The sequence below is a fragment of the Campylobacter concisus genome, assembly GCF_902460415.1.
Taxonomy (GTDB): Bacteria; Campylobacterota; Campylobacteria; order Campylobacterales; family Campylobacteraceae; genus Campylobacter_A; species Campylobacter_A concisus_Y.
Genome location: NZ_CABPTY010000001.1, coordinates 51156 through 72099 on the forward strand (window position 1 = coordinate 51156; position 20944 = coordinate 72099).

At 35.6% G+C, this 20944-nt stretch carries 22 protein-coding genes and 1 tRNA gene; 10 read left to right on the forward strand and 13 right to left on the reverse strand.

The window, feature by feature from the left end; all coding sequences use genetic code 11:
* Positions 1-29: 29 nt before the first annotated feature.
* The 10 genes from FZ940_RS00270 (at position 30) to FZ940_RS00315 (ending at position 9002) form a co-directional block, all read left to right on the forward strand.
* Positions 30-106 (forward strand) — tRNA-Arg (locus tag FZ940_RS00270).
* Between the two features lie 413 nt (positions 107-519).
* Positions 520-897 (forward strand): rhodanese-like domain-containing protein, encoded by a 378-nt coding sequence (locus FZ940_RS00275; protein ID WP_148821075.1) that lies wholly within the window; start codon positions 520-522, stop codon positions 895-897.
* 150 nt (positions 898-1047) lie between these two features.
* Positions 1048-1482, forward strand: a complete 435-nt coding sequence (locus FZ940_RS00280; RefSeq protein ID WP_021090517.1) for a Dps family protein — start codon at positions 1048-1050, stop codon at positions 1480-1482.
* 83 nt (positions 1483-1565) lie between these two features.
* The gene (locus tag FZ940_RS00285; protein ID WP_148821076.1) at positions 1566-2153 is read left to right on the forward strand and encodes a hydrogenase-4 component G; all 588 of its coding nucleotides are present in this window, start codon (positions 1566-1568) and stop codon (positions 2151-2153) included.
* Positions 2154-2285: 132 nt separating this feature from the next.
* On the forward strand, positions 2286-2723 hold the full coding sequence (locus FZ940_RS00290) for a hypothetical protein (protein ID WP_103593124.1): 438 nt from the start codon (positions 2286-2288) through the stop codon (positions 2721-2723).
* 255 nt (positions 2724-2978) lie between these two features.
* Positions 2979-4226, forward strand: a complete 1248-nt coding sequence (locus FZ940_RS00295; protein WP_148821077.1) for a major outer membrane protein — start codon at positions 2979-2981, stop codon at positions 4224-4226.
* Positions 4227-4318: 92 nt separating this feature from the next.
* Positions 4319-4876, forward strand: coding sequence for a c-type cytochrome (locus FZ940_RS00300; protein WP_148821078.1), 558 nt, complete (start codon positions 4319-4321; stop codon positions 4874-4876).
* 45 nt (positions 4877-4921) lie between these two features.
* Positions 4922-8017, forward strand: coding sequence for a cytochrome c biogenesis protein CcsA (locus FZ940_RS00305; protein ID WP_148821079.1), 3096 nt, complete (start codon positions 4922-4924; stop codon positions 8015-8017).
* 57 nt (positions 8018-8074) lie between these two features.
* Entirely contained in the window at positions 8075-8449 is a 375-nt protein-coding gene (locus tag FZ940_RS00310; RefSeq protein WP_262367571.1) for a fatty-acid--CoA ligase, read from the forward strand.
* Positions 8450-8501: 52 nt separating this feature from the next.
* Positions 8502-9002, forward strand: a complete 501-nt coding sequence (locus tag FZ940_RS00315) for a hypothetical protein (protein WP_262367572.1) — start codon at positions 8502-8504, stop codon at positions 9000-9002.
* A gap of 111 nt (positions 9003-9113) precedes the next feature.
* Here FZ940_RS00315 and FZ940_RS00320 read toward each other — a convergent pair whose 3' ends face one another.
* The 13 genes from FZ940_RS00320 to sstT all read right to left on the reverse strand — a co-directional run bounded on the left by FZ940_RS00320 (position 9114) and on the right by sstT (position 20856).
* The gene (locus FZ940_RS00320) at positions 9114-10946 is read right to left on the reverse strand and encodes a peptidoglycan D,D-transpeptidase FtsI family protein (protein ID WP_072594993.1); all 1833 of its coding nucleotides are present in this window, start codon (positions 10944-10946) and stop codon (positions 9114-9116) included.
* Between the two features lie 7 nt (positions 10947-10953).
* Entirely contained in the window at positions 10954-11247 is a 294-nt protein-coding gene (fliE, locus tag FZ940_RS00325; RefSeq protein WP_021090507.1) for a flagellar hook-basal body complex protein FliE, read from the reverse strand.
* Complete coding sequence (flgC, locus tag FZ940_RS00330) at positions 11247-11747, reverse strand: flagellar basal body rod protein FlgC (RefSeq protein WP_148821081.1); 501 nt, start codon at positions 11745-11747, stop codon at positions 11247-11249. The genes fliE and flgC overlap by 1 nt, the downstream gene beginning before the upstream one ends.
* Positions 11748-11755: 8 nt before the next feature.
* Entirely contained in the window at positions 11756-12190 is a 435-nt protein-coding gene (gene flgB, locus FZ940_RS00335) for a flagellar basal body rod protein FlgB (RefSeq protein ID WP_148821082.1), read from the reverse strand.
* A 62-nt stretch (positions 12191-12252) separates the two neighbouring features.
* Positions 12253-12849, reverse strand: a complete 597-nt coding sequence (locus FZ940_RS00340; protein WP_148821083.1) for a TlpA disulfide reductase family protein — start codon at positions 12847-12849, stop codon at positions 12253-12255.
* A gap of 8 nt (positions 12850-12857) precedes the next feature.
* The gene (gene smpB / locus FZ940_RS00345) at positions 12858-13310 is read right to left on the reverse strand and encodes an SsrA-binding protein SmpB (protein WP_035170093.1); all 453 of its coding nucleotides are present in this window, start codon (positions 13308-13310) and stop codon (positions 12858-12860) included.
* A gap of 14 nt (positions 13311-13324) precedes the next feature.
* Positions 13325-14068 (reverse strand): 4-(cytidine 5'-diphospho)-2-C-methyl-D-erythritol kinase, encoded by a 744-nt coding sequence (locus FZ940_RS00350; protein WP_148821084.1) that lies wholly within the window; start codon positions 14066-14068, stop codon positions 13325-13327.
* Entirely contained in the window at positions 14065-14295 is a 231-nt protein-coding gene (gene csrA / locus FZ940_RS00355; RefSeq protein WP_021090864.1) for a carbon storage regulator CsrA, read from the reverse strand. The genes FZ940_RS00350 and csrA overlap by 4 nt, the downstream gene beginning before the upstream one ends.
* Positions 14289-15110, reverse strand: a complete 822-nt coding sequence (gene truB, locus FZ940_RS00360; protein WP_148821085.1) for a tRNA pseudouridine(55) synthase TruB — start codon at positions 15108-15110, stop codon at positions 14289-14291. Before truB ends, csrA begins: the two co-directional genes overlap by 7 nt.
* Positions 15107-17176, reverse strand: coding sequence for an ATP-dependent helicase (locus FZ940_RS00365; RefSeq protein WP_148821086.1), 2070 nt, complete (start codon positions 17174-17176; stop codon positions 15107-15109). Before FZ940_RS00365 ends, truB begins: the two co-directional genes overlap by 4 nt.
* Before the next feature lie 51 nt (positions 17177-17227).
* The gene (locus FZ940_RS00370; protein ID WP_148821087.1) at positions 17228-17677 is read right to left on the reverse strand and encodes a hypothetical protein; all 450 of its coding nucleotides are present in this window, start codon (positions 17675-17677) and stop codon (positions 17228-17230) included.
* 1 nt (position 17678) lies between these two features.
* Entirely contained in the window at positions 17679-19400 is a 1722-nt protein-coding gene (locus tag FZ940_RS00375; RefSeq protein WP_148821088.1) for a M3 family oligoendopeptidase, read from the reverse strand.
* An 88-nt stretch (positions 19401-19488) separates the two neighbouring features.
* On the reverse strand, positions 19489-20856 hold the full coding sequence (sstT, locus tag FZ940_RS00380) for a serine/threonine transporter SstT (protein WP_410368981.1): 1368 nt from the start codon (positions 20854-20856) through the stop codon (positions 19489-19491).
* Positions 20857-20944 lie beyond the last annotated feature (88 nt).

Genomic DNA, 20944 nt, shown 5'->3' on the forward strand with positions numbered 1-20944 from the left:
ATAAAATTTATCTACAAAATATATGAATTGTCCTCATAGCTCAGCTGGATAGAGCGTAGAATTCCTAATTCTAAGGCCACAGGTTCGAACCCTGTTGGGGACACCATCCATCAGCAATCATTTTTGTAAAATACAAAGTATCCAAACAAGTGTTTTTTAAAATATACTAAAACGTATAATAAGATATAGCAATTTATAAAAAATATTCTTATGCTGATCAGCAAATAGAGTAAAAGAAAAAATAGAAAGAATAAACTTTTAAAAAATAAGATCATAAGTGATATACAAATAAGATCACTAAAATCAAAGAAAAATTTTTATAAAAATGTGTAATGGTAAGCAGCTGTATTTTTCATCAATCTAGTCGGTTTATCTATATATGCATTCGTAGTGGGTTTAGTTTTTTATCAACACGTTATATTATTAATTTTTATCTAAACTAATAAATTTTATCAACAAAAATTTTTATATATTTAATAATCCGTGCTAACATTTCAAAAATTTATTTAAGGAGAGTAGATGAAAAAAATTTTACTTTTAGGAGCTGTTTGTTGTATGTTGTCAGCTGATGTTAAAACCGTTAATATAAGCCCAGATGAGATCAAAAAATATGATCAGATTATCGATATAAGAACTCCATCTGAGTGGCAAGAGACTGGCGTTATCGCAGGTGCAAAGACTATAACTTTTAATCCAAACGATAAGAGTGCATTTTTAGAGGAGCTTTCAAAGGTAGTTGATGTCAAAAAACCTATTGCTCTTGTTTGTAGAAGTGGCAGAAGAAGTACAGCAGCAGCCGCAGCGATAGATAGCTCGGATCTTAAGATAATAAATTTAGATGGAGGTATGAGTAGCTTGATCGAGCAAGGCTATAAAACTACGCCTTATAAAAAATAGACAAATTTTGTGATCCTATATTTGACTACAAGATAAATTTATTTTGTAGTCAAATTTTATATCAAATAATAAAATTTATTATTTGATTAACCATCGATTAACTCTAGCTATATATAATTTCATCATATTTATAATAAAGAAGGAGACAAAATGTCAAAAGTTATTTTACAATTAAATGTTATTCAGGCTGATGCAAATGCACTTTATATTAAATTTCACGATCTTCACTGGAATGTAAAAGGTATTCAATTTTTTAGCGTTCATGAATACACAGAAAAAGCTTACGAAGATATGAGTGAGATATTTGACGATGCAGCTGAGAGAGCTCTCATGCTTGGTGGCAGACCTATCGTCAAGGCTGAGGAGCTAGCAAAAGTTACTCACATCAAACACGAGCCAAAAGAAATTTACACTCCAACTGAGGTTTTAGAGATTGTCTTGGCTGATTATAAACACCTTTTGGGCGAGTTTAAAAAGCTTGACGAACTTGCAGAAGGCGATACAACAACTCAAATGTATGCACAAGATCAAATCGCAAAATTTGAAAAAGCGATCTGGATGCTAAACGCAACACTTAGCAAATAACCACTAGCGGGAGTTCTCCCGCTCTATCTAAATAAATTCTACTTTTTGGCGATATTGATTCTATAAATTTTAAGGGAGCCAAAATGAAAATTTCTCAAATCGCAAACTCATATAATAGTTCAAGTATAAAAGAAAATGTAAAATCAGAAATTTCGCTTCATAAAGATGAAAAGAATATCTCTAAAAAAGAGTCTGAAATTACAAATTTAACAGCCAAAGACATTTCAAATGGCTACTTTTTGCAGTATCAAAAAGAGATCGTTAAAAGTAGTAGTTCAAATTTACTAGCCCAAAGCGGCTTAAGCTTTAATGCGCCTAAAAATTTATCAGAAATTTTATCAGGTCTTGATTTTGCAAGTATCGGTTATAACGGTAAATCCTTAAACGAGCTAAGTAGTGACGAGGCAAATGATCTTATTAGCGAGAATGGATTTTTTGGTATCGCAAATACGGCTGAGAGGATAGCTAGCTTTGTGCTAAATGGTGCAGGTGATGATGTGGAAAAACTAAAAGCTGGCAGAGAAGGTGTGGCAAAGGGTTTTGAGGATGCGAAAAAAATTTGGGGAGGTGAGCTTCCTGAAATTTCTCAAAAGACTATTGAAAAGACCCTAGAGAGTCTTGATAAAAAGATCGCCGAGCTTGGCGGTAACGTTTTAAATGTTTCAGCTTAACTATCTTAGGCAGGCTCGCCTAAGATAAATTTATATGATTTGCATATAAATTTAGATACGAGCCTTTAATTTCCCGCAAAATTTATTTAATCTTAAAAGTTATACTTCGCCGTTTTACACTAAGGAGAAGAGATGAAAGCTAAAATTTTACTTCCACTGGCAACTGCTATCATGTTTTTGGGTTGCTCATTTTTTGAGGACAACCCACCAGTGCGAAAACAGCCAAGACAGGTCATGCAAAATACACCAGCAAAAAGCTCGATCAAAGGTTTTATAAAAGAGGTTACATATAAAGATTCAAAATACTGCTATGAAATAGTGGCGAGCGATACAAAAAATCACAAACTCAATAAAGCAAATTTTTGTGCAAATAGATACTATTATGATAAAGGTGACTTGGTCTATGCGACCTTTTATGCAGATAAACTTATAGATATGCTTCTTATAAAAGAGGGTGGCTCTAGTGGCTTATATAATGGTATAAAAAAGCCGCAAAATGAAGTGATTATTAAAAGAAAAAATGTAAAAACAAATATAGAAGTGCCAAAAGAGGAAAAAATTTCTTTTTAATTACCGTTGATTTACTGCTTGCTTATATAATTTCAACAGCAATCAAAACTAGAACTCCTTTTAAGGGGCAAAGCAACAGCCCCTTTTTCTTTTTACTCATTTTAATTTTTATCCTTGGTTTGTTTAAAATTATCAATTTTTATCTATTTTTGATTAATTACGGTAAACGATCGGTAACTGAAATTAAAAATTTTAAGCTTCATGTTAAATTTTATTGATTATAATCGTCAGCACAAAACCTTAAAAGGAGAAAAAATGAAACTAACAAAAATTAGTTTAGCCGCTTTGGTTGCTTTAGGTGCATTTTCAAGCGTAGCAAGTGCTACTCCACTTGAAGAAGCTATAAAAAATGTAGATCTTTCAGGATTTGCAAGATATAGATATACTCATACTCATGAATACAAGAAGTCACAAGATAATGTTTCAAAAAAGAATGGAACTAACGATGGCGATGGTCATAACTTTAAAATGATCGCAAATTTTAAAGCTGCTATCGATGATAACTTCTTTGGAGTTATAGGTTTAAGATATAATGCTACTGATGGCTCAGGCGATAATGCAGGCGCAGGAACAGATAAAACTAATACAACTGATCCATTTAAAGTTCATCAGTTCTATCTTGGCTATAAAGCTGGCAACACTACTATAACAGCTGGTAAACAAGAGATCGGTTCATACTTTACTGATGATGCTATTGGTACCGGTGTAAGAGTAGTAAATGAAGATATCGAAGGTCTTACTCTAACAGCTTTAGCTTTTGATGCTATTGAAGGTGATGATACTGAAAGTGATGGTGATTTATATAAGGTAACCACCTATCTAAGTAGTTATGATGTCGGAAATCTATATGCAGCTGGTATCGCTGGCTCATATGATCCTATTAACTTCCAACTATGGTATGCTAGCCTAACAAATCTAGCTGACCTACTTGCAGCTGATGTTTCAGCAAATTTTGCTATTAATGATGATATTAGCTTAGGTGGTAGAATCAACTACGTAAATAGCTCAGCTGATAAAGAAGCAAAAAAACATGTATATTCATCACATGGTGATAAATACAATGATGGTAACTTCTATGCTGGTGAACTTTCAGCTTCACTATTTGGTCTTGATTTATCTGCTGGTTATATAGGTTGGAAAGTTCAAGATAAGGGCGCAACATCATTTAGTTTTGAAGATCAGGGTTCTCTAATAGATGCTGGTGAAGATGTATTTGATTGGACGCTTACAGAAGGTAAAGGTAACTTTTTCTATGCAACAAGTGCATATACATTTGATAAATTTACAGTTGGCTTGGATTATGTAAAAGGTAATATAAAAACTGCAGGAGCAAATAATCAAGATACAAAAGAGAAAATAGAAGAATTTGTTCCAAGATTTGCTTACCAATACAACAAAAAGCTAACATTTAGCTCATTCTATTCTTTCCAAACTCACAAATTACCTAGTGATGAGAAGACAAAAGAAGATAAATTCAGATTTGAGGCTAAATACTCATTCTAATCGTAGCTCATTAATCAACTTATGATATAATCCCGGGTCGGAGCAATCTGATCCGGGATTTTTAAATTTAGAGCAAAATTTCAAGGAAAGTTATGAAAAGTATTAAAATTTCTTTTTTGGCGTGTTTTTTGGTGGCAAATGCCTTTGCAGCTTCACAAGTCTACTATATAGAAGCTCGTGGTGAGTTTGGTAAAGAACTTGCTGAAATGGCAAAAAAGCAGGCTAATGATAGAAATGAAAAAGTAAATGTCTATGTCGATGAAGATCCAAGACGTTATAAAGATAATAGAATTTTAAAATTAGGCGTTGATAGAAAGGGCAGATATAGTGTTTCTTTGGGTAAAGAGCTTTATGAAAAGCAATGTGCTAGCTGTCATGGTGAAAATGCTGATAAAAGACCATTTGGTTCAACGCCTCTAAAAAATATGGATGCTAAAGATATTGAAGATAGTATCATCTCTTATAGAAGTGACCCAAGTTTTGGCGGAAGCGGTAAAAATGTAATGCAAAACCAAGCTAAAATTCTCTCAAATAATGACCTTGGTGCGATTCTTGCCTATTTAAAAGGTAAAGATGCATTTACTGAACAAGACGCAAATGAAAACAAACCAGTCTCTACTCAAACAAAGCAAGGCAGTTATTTAAGATAAGTTTCACTTTGATAGCTTTGTCATAATATAAATAAAAGGAAGCAGATGTTAAATCCAAAATCATTATTTTTAAGTATGGGCTCAGCTATCATTCTGATGATAATCTTTGCCATAGCTAGTGGAGCCGCTACAATCATAGAAAGTAAAACTAGCACAGAAGCTGCATGGTACTATGTTTATGGTGCCAGCTGGTTTGCACTTATTCAACTACTTCTTGGCATAAATTTGACCTATAATATCTTTAGATATAACTTAATCGATTCCAAAAAACTCCCTTCGCTTATCTTTCACCTTGGTTTTATCGTTATCTTAATCGGTGCTGGAATAACAAGATACCTTGGCTTTGAGGCTGATATGCATATAAGAGAAAAAACTCAGTCAAATATCGTTACGACAAAAATATCCTATTTAAATTTAACCGCATTAAACGATAATGGAGAAGAGATAAACGCTGCTTTGCCACTAGGAATTTCTGATGCAAAAAAAGGTTTTGATCTAAAGCTAAAAATAGCAGATAATGAAGCTAATTTAAAATTTAAAGAATTTGTGCCAAATGCAAGTTATAAGTTTGTGGATGATAAAAATGGGCAACCAGTAGTGGAATTTGTGGTTTCAAACGAGAGTGAAAGTGAAGAAATTTTCTTGTTAGAAGAAGAGGAAGCAAGGGTTGCAGATATTAGTTTTATCTTTAATGCTAAGCCAGACGAGAGCAAAAAATATGTACTTTTTAAATTAGTGGACGGAAATTTCACAGTTACTTCAAATACTAATCTTTCAAAATTTACAATGAGTGATAGTTCAAAAACTGAGTTAAAAGCTGGTAGCGTAAATGAATTTGGCATGGGTAGTCTTTACACTATTTCAAATATAAATTTTGCTCCAAGATTAGTTTCAGCTCATGCTTCAAGAAAGCTAGTTAGTACAAAAGATAGCGAATTTAACGCCTTGATAGCTGAATTAAATTATAAAGGCGAGAGTAAAGAGATGCATATTTTTTACAACCTAACAGAGCCTTCACGCTTAGCTGTGGCTGGACAAAAATTTAACGCTTCATGGGGTGCGCAGCAAGTTAAACTTCCGTTTAGCTTATACTTAAAAGACTTTGAGCTTAAAAGATATCCTGGCTCAAATTCGCCTATGAGTTACTCAAGTGAAGTTATTGTAAAAGATGATACAAACATGTCGGGGCTTGACTATAAAATTTATATGAATCATGTGCTTGACTATGATGGTTATAGATTTTTCCAAAGTTCATACGATACAGATGAAAAAGGAACCATTCTCTCTGTCAATAAAGACCCAGGCAAGATACCAACTTATATCGGCTACTTTTTGCTTGGACTTGGCTTTGTGTTAAATGTTGTAAATCCTGGTAGTCGTTTTAGAAAGCTAGCTAAGTTAATCGATAGTGAATCAACAAAAGGCGGTAAAAAGGTTGTTGCTATCATTGCCATTATGCTTTTAAGTTTAAATTCTAGCTCGTTAAAGGCTGAAGACTTTTTGCCTAATATCAGCAAAGAGCACACACAAAAGCTTTCTAGGCTTATTGTGCAAAGCTCAGATGGTAGAATGAAGCCATTTGACACTCTTAGCAAAGAAATTTTAAATAAAATACATAGAAGCGAGAATATAAATAGCCTAAACTCGAATCAAGCGATGCTTTCAATAATGGTAACGCCTGATTTTTGGCGAAGTGAAAAAATTATCTCACTTGGACAAAGCAAGGAGCTAAAAAAAGAGCTTGGCATAGATGAGAATGCAAAATATGCAAGTTTTAATGATTTTTTTAGAGCCACAAAAGATGGTGGAAGTGAATATAAACTCACAAAATTTGCTGAAATTGCTAATCGTAAGCATCCTGGATCACGCAATACATTTGATAAAGATGTGATAAAGATTGACGAGAGATTGAACGTTTTTTATATGATATTTATTGGTGAAATTTTTAAAATTTTTCCAAAACAAGATGACCCATCAAACTCTTGGTATTCGCCTGCTAGTGCAATGATGTACTTTCCGCCTAAAGAGGCTGATCTGGTCATTAATATGATGAGAGAGTATTTTGCAGCAGTTGATGCAGCAACAAAAGATAGTGATTGGAGCAAGGCTGATGCTGCACTTGATAAAATTTCAGCCTATCAGCAAAAGTACGGCTCTGCTGTAATGCCAAGTGAAGAAAAGATAAATATAGAAATTTTGTTTAATAAAATTCAAATTTTTGAGCGATTGATACCGGTTTATCTTTTGGCTGGCCTTGCACTTTTATTTTTTGTTTTTGTCAAAATGCTAGCTCCAAAGGTTCAGATAAATGGCATTGTAAGAGTTGTATATATTATAAATTTACTAGCTTTTCTTGCCCATACTGTTGGGCTTGGGCTTCGTTGGTACATTGCTGAGCATGCGCCTTGGAGTAACGCTTATGAATCGATGGTCTATATCGCTTGGGCTCTAGGATTTTCTGGTATCGTCTTTGCAAAACGTAGCCCTATCGCTCTTGCTCTTACGTCTATATTGGCTGGTGTTACATTATTTGTTGCACATCTTAGCTGGATGGATCCGCAGATCACTACACTTGTGCCGGTGCTTCAAAGCTACTGGCTAACAATACATGTTTCTGTCATTACTGCAAGTTATGGATTTTTAGGGCTTTGCGCGTTACTTGGTGGCTTTACACTATTGCTTATCATTTTACAAAATAAGAAAAAGCCAAATCCAGAAATTTCTCGCAATATCCTCGAAGCTACTCGTATAAATGAGATGGCTATGATACTAGGACTTAGCTTGCTTACTCTTGGAAATTTTCTAGGCGGTGTTTGGGCAAACGAGAGCTGGGGTAGATATTGGGGCTGGGATAGTAAGGAGACTTGGGCGCTAGTTTCGATACTTGTTTATGCCGCAGTTCTTCATATAAGATTTATTCCAAAGCTAAACAATCAATATGCGTTTGCAGTTGCTTCGTTCTTTGCTTATTGGTCGATTATTATGACTTATTTTGGTGTAAATTTTTATTTAGCTGGCATGCACTCATATGCAGCAGGAGATCCATTACCAGTGCCTGATTTTGTCTGGATTAGTATCGTGATAATGGTGCTTATGAGTGTTTTTGCATTTACAAAGCGATCACTTTGCTCAAGGCTTTAAATGCTAATAAAAGGTCTAATAGTTTTCTTTATTGTATTGCTATTAATTGCAATTTGTGTGTTAATCTATATACTTTTAAGAAATAGGGATTATAGCACCGAAACAAAGGAACTTGAATTAGAAAAAGAAGAGATAACGATCGAAAAGCTTGAAAAGCTTGCGGGTGATAATAGTTTAAGTAAAAACGAGCTTTTCGAACTTATTCAAATTTTTGTAGGAAATTTTAGTATACCAGCTAAAAATAACCAAGTCATGCCAAAAGAGGCAAACAACTATATAAATTTCATAATTTTAATCTGTTCTCATAAAAATTCTGATGCAAAGCTCATCAGTTTTTTAGACAAAGAAGCTAAAAATAAAAATCCAAGCTACATTGTCGAAATAGAAGAGAGTGAGAAAATTGGCATAGAAAATCGTAAAAATCGTAGATAAATTTATTCAAAAAAGTGTAGTTAAAATATCTTAAAATTAAGTTTGGTATAAAATGAGTTCTTATGATTTTGATTCTATGTACGTGATATTTCTTATTTTCTTTTCAATCGTATTGCCTATATTTTTGATAATTCCTGCAGGTAGATATAATATAAAGGTTTATGCGAGTAAATTTGATCTAATTGGACTTCATATAATTTTTCCAATTATTATATTGCCTGCTTTGGTAGGTACTTTTATTTTAGTTTGTAGCTTTTTAAATATTTCAGATTATACTGGTTTAAGCTTTGTTTTCTATGCTTTTTTGATTCTAATGATATCCTACATAATTTATGGTTTTTATGTTTGTATCAGATATAACTACGGCTTTTTTCATTGTATCGTAGCGCTTTTCTTAAGATTTAATTATGTTACACCACTTATTTATCTGCTCTTTTTAGGCGGAAAAAACTACAAAGATGACAAAGAGATAACCTCTAAAAATATTAAAGATTTAAAATTTTTTGATCAGTTTAGATTTTCCATTTATAATTTAATTGCTAATAGAAACTAAAAGTATTTTAAGAACATTAAAGGTTTTGCAATTAGAGAAAACGCCAAAAAGCAAGAGAAATTTTTACATTTAGCTTTTGCTTAGTTTTTAAGTCTTTTTGTCTTTAAAATTTTAGTCCAAAGCAGGCTTTTGTTTTGTCTTATCGTTTTTAAGTTTATCTTTTTTGGCTTCAAACTCAGCTATTACATTTGCATCAGGAAATAAATATCCATCCTCAACCATAAGATCAACTGCTTTTTTAAACATAGGTAAGGCACTTTGAGCACCGAAGTAGTAGTAAGGTCTTTTAGGATCCCTTGCTAAAACGCCTATTGTGTAGCTATTGCCTCTTGTGTCATTTACAAAGCCAAAAAATGAGCCATTGTAGGTATTGCTGTATCCACCACTACCTGAAGCAATGTGTGCAGTTCCAGTCTTGCCACCTATCTCAAGCCCTGGCGTAAAGGCTTTTAGTCCAGTACCTTTCTCAACCGTTTTTATTAAAATTCTCTTCATTATCTTTGCGGTTTCTTGTGATATAACTTGAGCTGGCTCGGACTTTGGCAAATCGTATCTTTTTCCATTTCTCTCTAAGTAGGCAACCATGTGAGGAGTAACTTCAATGCCTTTATTATTAAATGTATTATAGGCTTTTAAAAGCTGCATAAATGTAGCTTGCAAGCCGTATCCGTAGCTCACAGTCGCCTTATATGTTGATGAGTTTAGCTTTGTAACTGTTGGCATCATACCTACTTGCTCGTAAGGTAGATCTATACCAGTCTTTCTTGAAAAGCCAAAATTTAAAAGTCCTTGATAAATTTGTGGACCATTTAAACGTTCAACAAGTTGAATCATACCGATGTTTGAGCTATGTACGATTATATCTTCAGCGCTCATAAAAGGCTCTGGATGGGTGTCTTTGATTATCCTTTTGCCAAGTTGATATCGTCCATTATAGGTATTTACAAGCTCGAATGGATTTACTTTCTTCTCTTGAAGTAAGATGGAAAATATAAATGGCTTAAAAACCGAGCCAACTTCATAAGCATATTCGCTAACGGTCGAATTTAGAGCGCTATAATCTTGCTTTCTTATGTTTGAAGGATCATATCTTGAGCTAGAAGCTAGGGCTAAAATTTCTCCATTTTTGCTATTCATTATGCATATAACTAACTCTTTTGCATCTAAAAATTCACGCTTTTCATCTAAAATTTGCTCTAGTTTGGTTTGAAATTTAAGCGGTATAGAAAGCACCGCATTGTAGCCATCTACTCTTGTTGCTAAATTTGAGTCACTTGTTAAAATAATATTGTTTCCAATATCGCGAGGCCCTAAAATTTTTGCATTTTGTATCGGAGCTAAATAATCTTCATAATATCTCTCAAGACCTTTTACGCCTTTACTTTTTGTAAGTGCGTCACTTTCAGTTTTGCTCACGTAGCCAATAGCTGGTGTGAGGGCATCTTTTGACATAAATTTACGATTTTGTCCGCTCTCCATTACTCTCATGCCCTGAAATGAAGCAAGGCCTGTTTTTGGATCAAGATATGAAACCAAAATGCTCTTGCGATTTAGCTTTCTTGAGAGCTCTTGAAGGTAGGTAGCGCCCTTTGCATCAATGCTATATGAGAGCGTAACGATACCTTTTGTGCCATTTATAATCTTTCTTACTTTATTTGGATCGTCGCCGCTGTAAAGCGAATATAGTTTGATAAACATCTCTTTTTTATTAGGATCGATGTTCCTAGTATCAAGCATCACTTTGTAGAGTTTTTGGCTTGAAGAGATACTAAAGCCATCTTTTGTGATTATATTGCCACGAATTGCTGTGTTTATATCGCTTGTTTGAAGTCTAGGAAGCTTTCGCTCTATACTTGCTCTATAAAATATGACAAGTACGAATATTGAAATTCCAAAAGTAATTAATAAAAAAAGTATGGTTATTTTTGATTTTCTGGAATTCATTAATGACTTAAATTTGTGTTCTAGAAATTTCTTTATAAGCACTTAGTGCTTTGTTACGAATTTCTAGCATAAGCTTCATGCTAGTCTCTGCTTTGCCTATCGCAATAGCAGCTTGGTGCAGGTCTTTTACCTCGCCAGTCGCAAGATCGGCTATGGCTTTATCTGCGTTGATTTGCACTTTATTTAGCTCTTTTAAAGAGTCGTTTAGAGCATTTTCAAAGCCACCTTCTTCGCCTGCTTTCGCTATTTTATTTGAATTTTCATTTTTATTTATTTTGTCTAAATTTATACTATTTATCATTATGCTTGTCCTGAAATAAGTGATATCGCACTTTGTGCTATTGTTTTTGCGTTTTGAAAGGCTACCACGTTTGCTTGGTATGCCCTTGTTGCTTCAAGTAGGTCAGACATCTCAATGACCGGATTTATATTTGGAAATGCGACGTAGCCATTTGCATTTGCATCTGGATGGCTCGGGTCATATTTTAGCTGAAAGTCATTATCATCACGCACCACTTTATCCACGATCACGCTAGTTAGGGTAGGGTGAGCGTTTCTTGGTGAGCTTGGGTCGTCAAGCGGATTTTCATACTCGAGTAGACTTTGTGAGCTTTTAAGCTGATCGTTTAAAATTTTATCAAAGTTCATCTCTTTAAAGATGACTTCTTGTCTTCTATATGGGCCACCTTCAGCCGTTCTTGTAGTTTGAGCGTTTGCTATGTTTGAGCTGATGACGTTCATCCTAAAGCGTTGTGCGCTTAGTCCGTATCCACTAATATCAAAATCATTTAAGTATGACATCATCTCTCCTAGTTCTTAGCGCTTGCGTCTATTACGTTTTTAAAGATATTACTTTGAGCCTTGTAGGCGTTATCAAGGGCGTTTATCATAACTGTGTTTTTACCCATTTCTGTTGTCTCAACATCAAGATCAACTGTATTTGCGTCATTTCTAGCCATGTGACCATCACGCAAGAAAATTTGAGCTGTGTCGCTTTTTGGAAAATCAACCGCAGCCATATGCGCTTCGTTTGTTTTAGCTAAATTTAGTTTTTTGCTCTCTGAAACGTTATAAATTTCATTTGCTTTTTCTTTTAAGACATCTTCAAATCTTATATCCCTAGCCTTGTAAAATGGTGTATCAACATTTGCGAGATTGCCAGAGATTAGCTTTTGGCGTAGTTCTCTGCCTGCAAGGGCTGATTCAACAAGTGGGCTAGATTTTGATTTATCTAAAACAAACATTTAAAGTCCTTCTAAAATTTCACACATTTATAAGCAAATGATGTTCCAAATATAAGGTAAATTTACTTTGTTTCATAAATTTTTGCCAGATCTTCTTTCATTTTTGTGACTTTTATACCACCAAGATAGTATTTTACCCCGTATTGTCCGCTATCTACGTCTGTTAAAATTTGATATTCGCCATTTTTTATCACGACCTTAAAAGGTAGTGCGATCTCGTGTTTATATTCGATGTCTCTTACGATCTGCTCGGCAAGTCTGTCATTTATCTTTTGATCGTTTGTTATGAAATAGTAGGCGTTAAATTTTTGCATAAATTCGTGTAAAACATACTCATTTGTGACATTTTCAAAATGAGTTAGTCCAATTAGTGTAAATTTATCTTTGTTTTCAAGCTGATATTTTGTAAGCTCAGCTGCCTCTTTTTGGCAAGGTGGGCAAAATGTACCAAAAATGTCGATCATTAAAACCTTATTCTCATCATTTTTGATAGCAAAGCCGCGATCTTTTCTAGCTAAAGTAAGCTCCTTGCCGCTTACATCTACAAGCTTAACTTCTTCATTTGGGCTAAATTCTTTAAAATTTGCACTGCTGCTCTCATCTTTGCCGCAACCAAAAAAAGCAAATAAAGCGATTATTAAAACAAGTAAATTTTTCATCTTATCCCTTAAACATATCTTTTTATGGCAGCTCTTGCCTCTTTGTCTGCCTCACGTCTTTTTAAAGTCTCGCGCTTGTCGTGTAAATTTTTACCTTTTGCAAGGGCTAGCCTTGCTTTTACGATGTTTTTATCGCTTAGATAAAGTGCTAAAACAACTAGAGCAAGCCCATCTTGTGAGACTTGACCGAAAATTTTATCGATCTGCTTTCTGTGCATCAAAAGTTTTCTGGCTGCTCGCTCATTTGGACGAAATGCGCTGTGCGTGGTTTCAAGATAGCTGATATGAGCGTTTAGTAAGAAAAGCTCACCCTTTATGACGCGCACAAAGCTATCTTTTAAATTTGCTCTGCCAGCCCTTAGAGCCTTGACCTCGCTGCCTTTTAAAACGATACCAGCTTCAAAGGTCTCAAGTATACTAAAGTCATGCAAAGCTTTCTTGTTTTTTGCTAGATCTTTTATCAAAATTTTACCTTTTATTTTACGCTAAATACGCTACTGCCGCTACCGCTTAGAAATTTATCTTTAAACTCATTCATCTGTGGATAGAGCTTAAAGCATGGGGCAAAAAGATCGTTTAGCTCCTCGTTTTTGTAAATTTCAAGTAGCTCTTTGCTCTTTAAATTTTGCATCTTTTTTGCAGCATTAACGTCTATGTATTGTAAGAAATTGCTTCTAAATTCTTGATAAACCATCGGTGTGGAGCAAAAAACATTTGGCGTGAAGATATTTAAATTTGGCACTTCATCGTCAAATTCTTCTATGATCTCACCTATACCGCTTACATTTGCTGCCTTGTAGCCACTTACGAAAAAAGCTACATCTGCACCGATTTTGGCAGCAATCTGCATCAAATTTTCACGTTTTATATTTAAATTTAGCTCGTCATTTACCATTAGCAAAAAGGTGGCGACATTTGAGCTGCCTCCGCCAAGACCAGCACCAATTGGGATATTTTTGTTGATGATGATTTTATGGGAGCTAAAAAACTCGTCAAGCTCGTTTGAAAAGCCAGCTCTTTTTAGCTCATCTATCGCTTTTTGAATGATGTTATCTTTTATATCGCAGTTGCTGCATTCTATGGCAAATGAATCTGACTTTTTAAAATAAATTTCGTCAAAAAGCTGCTCACAGAGGATAAAGCGCGATAAAATTTCGTGGTAGTTGCCTCTGGTGCCAACTATCTTTAAAAATATATTTATTTTTGCAAAGCTTTTCATTTCTCGATTTTTTTTGCTAGCTCATGAATATCGGCTTCACTTGCAGTTTTTGTGGCATGGATATTTTCGTTTTTGATATCGTTTGCTAGTTCGCTTCTTAGTATCATTGTATTTCGTGGCGCTTCGATACCAAGTTTAACAGTATTTTTTGAAATATTTACTATGACAACTTTTATGTCATTTCCTATTAAAATTTCTTCATTTTCTTTTCTTGCTAGGATTAACATTTTTCAACCTTATTTAGAGTGTAATTTATAGTATCATCCATGATTTGGATTACGCTCATAAATTTATCATAATTTAGCAAATAAATTCCTTGCTTTTGTGTTTCAAAATCGTTAATTTTTAATTTCTTACCATCAAGAATATCATTTATATCCCCAAAGTATGTATTTTTCTGAATATTTAAAAAATCACAAATATTCAAAAATTTTTCATTTTCGTAGCAAAATTTGCCTTCACTTATCCTTTTTAATGAGCTTAAAGTTACATTATAACCAAGTCTTTTCCCAAAAATTTCTGCATACGAACGGATATAACTTCCTTCACTTACGCTTAGACGGATAGCTAAAAATGGGTGTGAGTAGTTTAAAATTTGGCTATCAAAAATTTCCATCGTTTCTGTCTTTAGCTCAAATTCTTCGCCGTTTCTAGCTAGCTTGTAGGCTCTTGTACTATTTATGTGCTTGGCGCTAAATTTTGGTGGGATGTAGCTTATCTTGCCAGTTAGCTCGCCTCTAATGGCTTCAAGTTTTTCTAAATTTAGCTCTTTTACATTTGAAATTTCAGTGATATTTTCATTATCCATGCTAGGACTACTTGCCCCTAGCCAGATCGTAGCTTCATAGACTTTTGGACTTTTATCTAAAAATCTAAAAAATTTCGTATACGATCCAAAAGCGACTATTAGGCAGCCGCTAGCAAATGGATCAAGTGTGCCTGAAAATCCAGCCTTTTTAACGCCATACTTTCTCTTTAGTCGTCCTAAAAAGTGATTTGAGCTCATGCCAGCAGGCTTGTTTGCCACGAAGATGGCGTTCATACGGCCTTTTCCACGAAGCTTGACATTATTTCTCTTACATTGCCGCCGAAATTTATAGTTAGCTTAAACTCTTTTTTGATCTTGCTAACCGCACTCACCCTGCCGATACCAAAAATTTTATGTTTAACAAGGTCGCCTTTTTTAAATTCATTGCTCTGTTCGATAACCAGCGAGCCATGCGTGATACCACTCTCGCTTAAAAATCTACTTTTATTTAGCCTTGTGCGCTGACCTTTGTAAAAGCGCGAATTTGCAAAGCTTAGGCTAAGAGTTTTTTTGGCTCTTGTTATTGCCACGTAAGCGAGCCTGCGCTCCTCTTCGATGTCGCTACCATCGCCAATGAGCGGAAAAAATCCCTCTTCAAGGCCGATCACAAAAAGGTGCTCAAACTCAAGTCCCTTGCTCGCGTGCACGCTCATAATGCTAATAGCCTCGTCGCTAATGCCGTCTTGCTCGCTTGTTAGCGTGATCTCGTTTAAAAACTCTTCTAGATCAAAGCTTGGATTTTGCTTGATCTGATCTTTTAAAACAGCGTAAAACTCGTCGATGTTCGCCGCTCTTTCAGCACCATCTGGCAAGCTCTCGTAGTATTTTTTCACGCCAAATTTAGCTTCAAATTTATCTATCAGGTCAAAAACCGAGCTGCTTTCTTGAAGCTCTTTTAGGTTGTTTGCAAACTCAAGAAGGGCTGATTTTACCTTTTTACTAAAGGCTTCGTCGTTATCAGAGATGTTTGAGATCGCTTCAAAAATGGAAATTTTACCCTCAAATGCCATCTTTTCAAGCTTATCAAGGCTTACTTTGCCTAGCCCTCGCTTTGGGCGATTTATGATGCGTCTTATTGAAAAGTCATCATTTGGATTATTTATCAGTCTTAGATAGCTTATGATATCTTTGATCTCGGCTCTTTCGTAAAATTTAACGCCGCCTACCATTTTATAAGCGATCTGCTCTTTGTTTAGCCCATCTTCAAGCGAGCGAGAGAGCGCGTTTATGCGGTATAAGATAGCGATATCTTTTGCCTGCACGCCTTTACTTAAAAGCTCTTTTATATTCTTTGCGATATTGCCAGCCTCGACGCTCTCATCAAAGCTCTCTATCAAATTTACAGCTTCGCCTTCGCCCTTTGTGCCTACAAGCTTTTTGCCAAGGCGGTTGCGGTTATGATCTATCAGTTCGTTTGCAGCCTTTAGTATCGCTTCACTCGAGCGGTAGTTTTTCTCAAGTCTGATGATCTTTACGTTGCTAAACTGATCTTTGAAATTTAAGATATTATCTATCTTTGCACCGCGCCAGCCGTAGATGCTTTGGTCATCATCGCCCACCACGCAGATGTTTTCGTGGCATAGACAGAGCTTTTTTAGGAGCTTATACTGAAGGTCGTTTGTGTCTTGATACTCATCTACCATTATGTATTTGTAGCGGTTTGAAATTTCTCTAGCAAGATCTTCGTTTTCGTCTAAAATTTTATATGTAAGCCCTAGCAAATCGTCAAAATCAACAAGGTTGTTTGCCTTTAAATAGTCCTCATACTTTTCATAAATTTGCGCTGCTTGCTTATAAAAGTTGTCCTTGCTCTTGTCAAATGAAGAGAAATTTGCATTTTTATAGACCTCTTCGACGCTTAAAAGTGAGTTTTTGTAGTTTGAAATTTCACTTGACAAAATAGCCGTGGCGACTGGACTTTCAAAGCTTTTGATGATGCGCTTTTTATCGTCTGTGTCGATTATGACGAAGTTATTTTTTCTGCCAAGCTTTTCTATGTAGAGCTTTAAAAACAAAAGTCCAAATTTGTGAAATGTGCAAAGAAGCGGCGAGTAGTTTTTGCCGCTTTGGCTTAGCATCGCCATGGCTCTGCTGCGCATCTCGTTGGCGGCTTTGTTTGTAAAAGTAAGAGTTAGCGTGTTTGCCGCGTCTATGCCGACCTCGCCGATGAGATAGGCAAGCCTAGTTGTGATCGTCTTTGTCTTGCCGCTGCCAGCACCTGCTAGTATGAGCATCGGGCCATCTATGTGGGTGGCTGCTTCGCGCTGGGCTTCGTTTAAATTTGATAGTAAATTTTCCATTTTTCGCTTTTTAAATTTTCTTTTGATTTTAGCCAAAAATGCTTAAAATTACTATTTTTTCTTAAATATATCTTTATTTTTAGGATTTTGTAAAAAGACTGAAACCGATTTTTTTGTGTGGTCCGCTTGCTTCTCTTTTGGCTTATGAATAGAAAAATTTACAAGGATCGGGCTATTTTCAACCAAAATTTGAACCACCGCACCAAGTGGAAAGGAGACCACAGAGGCAAAATTTTCACTACCAAATCCAGCCTCGAAGCTAAGCTCATCTTGCGTTAGTTTCGCACTCTCAAGCGTATAGCCACCAAGTGAAAACATAATGACTGGCATATTAAAGCTTCTACTTATCTCATCTGGCAAACTTGGCTCAAAGCTAACTAGCGGTAAATTTGCCATAACTGAGAAATTTACGCCTTTTTCAAGCAAAAAATCAATGCACTCATAGACGTGCATCTTCATCAAAAGCGCAAATTTCTCGTCGTCTAAAATTTCGTCTAACATCTTAATCCTTTGAAATTTCTAAAAACTCATCTACTAGTTTTTTAACCTCGTTTATGCCTATCTGCCAGAAATTTCTATCATCTATATCAAAGCCAAATTTACCCACAAGCTCCCTTGGGCTGAGGCTCCCACCAAGGCTCAAAAACTCGGTGTAAATTTCAACGAAATTTTTGCATTTGCCGCTTTTATAAAGCCCAAAAAGTGCAAGCACAAGAAGCTGCGCGTAAGAGTAGGCGTAGCAGTAAAATGGCGTGTGGATGAAGTGTGGGATGTAGCTCCACCAAATTTTGTAGTAGTCATTTAGTGTGACGCTTTTGCCAAACATCTTTTTGCTCTCTCTTAGCCAAATTTTATTTAGCTCATCTAGGCTAATCTCGCCCCCATGTGCGTGCACAGCCCTTTCAAAGGTTGTGAAATTTATCTGGCGGTAAAGCGTGGCAAATATATCCTCGATCTTGCCAGCGAGCAGTGAAATTTTCTCTTTTTTGCTAAGGCCATCTTTTACGTGGTCAAAAACTAGCATCTCACAAAAGACTGAAGCCGTCTCAGCCGTGGTTAGCGGGGTGTCTGAGTTTAGGTAGCTTACACTATATGAGAGCTTTTGATGCACGGCGTGGCCAAGCTCGTGAGCTAGCGTGAAAAGGTCTCTACGCTGGTTTGTGTGATTTAGCAAAACATAAGGGTGCGTGTCGCTTGATCCTGAGTGAGAAAATGCGCCACCTCGCTTGTTTGGCGCTGGGTAAACGTCGATCCAGCCGTCATTAAAGGCGCTTTTTGCTATCTCGCCAAATTTAGGTGAAAATGTCCCAAACGCCTTTAAAACTATCTTTTTGCACTCATCAAATTTATACTCTCCTTCGCTGCTAAGAGGCGCGTATCTGTCGTAGTCATAAAGCTTTTTAAGGCCTAAAATTTCTCTTTTTCGCTCGTAAAATTTAGCGACTAGGTCAAAATTTTTCTCCGTTACTGAAATTAGCGAATCAACGCTTTTTTTACTGATTTGATTTTCCAGATGTCTTGGCTCTTCAGGAAGCTTGAAATTTCGCAGCTCGCAGCTCGTTTTTAGATCAGTTTTTATCATATTATATATGTAGCCAAGAAGGTGCTGGTGCTTGCTAAGCTCGTTTGAAAGGCTTTTGGCGGCTAGTTTTCGCACGCTTTGATCGCTCTCATGAAGCTTAGCTAAAATCTCTTCTTCATTTAAAAGCTCGCCTTTAAATTTAAACCTCATCTTGCTCATGCTCTCATCAAAAAGCCTTGAAAAGCCCTCGCCTCCAGTGCTTGCAGTGCGTAGCAAAACCTTTTCTTCAGCAACGCTTAGCTGGTGCGGTTTTGCTTTGGCGAGGTTGCTTAGATAGTAGCCATATTTTTTGGAGCTTTTGATGATCTCTTCTTGTTTTTTAGGGGCAAATTCATTAAATTTGATCTCAAAAAATATCAAATTTTCATTTGCTTTTGTCGCTATCTCATCGATCTTTGCGTAGAATGCACCCTTGCTTGTATCTTTGGCAAAATTTAAAAAAGCGTAAGTCATTACCTTTGAAATTTTAGCTATCAAGCTTTCATATTCACCAAATGCTTTTAAAAATTCATCTGTTTTTAAATTTTCATAATTTTCAAGGTATTTATCTTTAAATTTTTTGCACTCTTTTTGTAAATTTAGTGCGTTTTGCTCGCACTCTTTTTCGTTTGCAAAAAGTGCTTTTAGATCCCAAATTTGCATATTTATCCTTTAAATTTTTGGGACATTTTACAAAAAAATGGATAAAAGTAAAATTTCAGCCAAAATTTAGCTGAAATTTTATTGAAGGTTAGTTTGAAGTCTCTGATGCCACGGCTGTAAAAAGCACGTCTGATGAGCTATTTAGCGCAGTTTCAACTGAGTCTTGGATGACGCCAATCGTAAAGCCAACTGTGACAAACTGCATTGCTATGTCATTGCTGATACCAAAAAGACCGCACGCCAATGGCACTAAAAGAAGTGAGCCTCCAGCCACGCCAGATGCACCGCATGCACCAAGAGCTGAGATAAAGCAAAGAAGTAGCGCATCGCCAAATGTAACTGTGATAGATGGGATAGAATTTACCGCGGTAAGCGCTAGGATACTAATGGTAACTGCCGCACCGCCCATGTTTATGGTAGCTCCAAGTGGGATAGAGATAGAGTAAAGCTCCTCTTTTAGACCAAGCTTTTTGCAAAGTGCCATATTTACAGGGATATTTGCGGCCGAGCTTCTTGTAAAAAATGCCGAAATAGCACTTTCTTTTAAACAGATCATAACAAGTGGATAAGGATTTTTTCTAGTTAATACAAAAACCATGGCTGGATAGATGATAAATGCGACAACAAGCATTGCTCCAACAAGAACTAAAATCAGTTTTAGATATCCTGCAAGTACCTCAAATCCTGTTTCATGAATGCTAATAGCTACCATGCCAAAAATACCAAATGGAGCTAGTCTAATGATAAATTTAACAATATGAGTTACGCCATCGCTTATATCTTTAAATACTTTTTTGGTCTCAGCTGTGGAATTTCTAAGTGCTATACCACTACCGACTGCCCAGGTGATGATGCCTATATAGTTGCCATTTGCAAGGGCGTTTATTGGATTTTCGACCATTTTATAAATGAGATCTTTTAAAACGTTGGTAATTCCTTGAGGTGCTGACATATCAGCGCTTGCAAGACCTTTTAAAGAAAGCTCCACTGGAAATAAGAAACTAGCAATAACTGCAACAACGGCTGCTAAAAATGTACCAATTAGATAGAGTGTAATGATCTTTTGCATACCTTTTGTATGACCAAAATCTCTTAAAATAATGGATGTTGCCACTAAAACAAAGACAAGAATTGGTGCGATAGCTTTTAAAGCGCCTTTAAATAAATCTCCTAAAACTGAAGCTGAAGCCGCAATAGAATCGGCTGAACCGGCTTTTTCTTTGGCTTCATTTAGCTGTTTGGCTTCATCTTGACTAAGGCGAGTTTTTATAACTTCATCTATGCTCAAACCACTCTCGTTTTGAATAGTTTGAATTTTAGCTGAGATCTTGTTATAAGGAGCAGCTTCGTAGTGTGTGTAAAAGCCAACTAGGGCACCTAGAATGATACCAACTAAAATTTGAACTATCAAATTTCCATCGGCGTATCTTCTTGCTATGTTTTTAAGCATATTCATTTGACACCTTAATAAATTAGTTTTTTGTCGATTTTAGCTAAACAATTTTTAAATATAAAGAATTTGACAAAGATTAATTAGCCTTTTA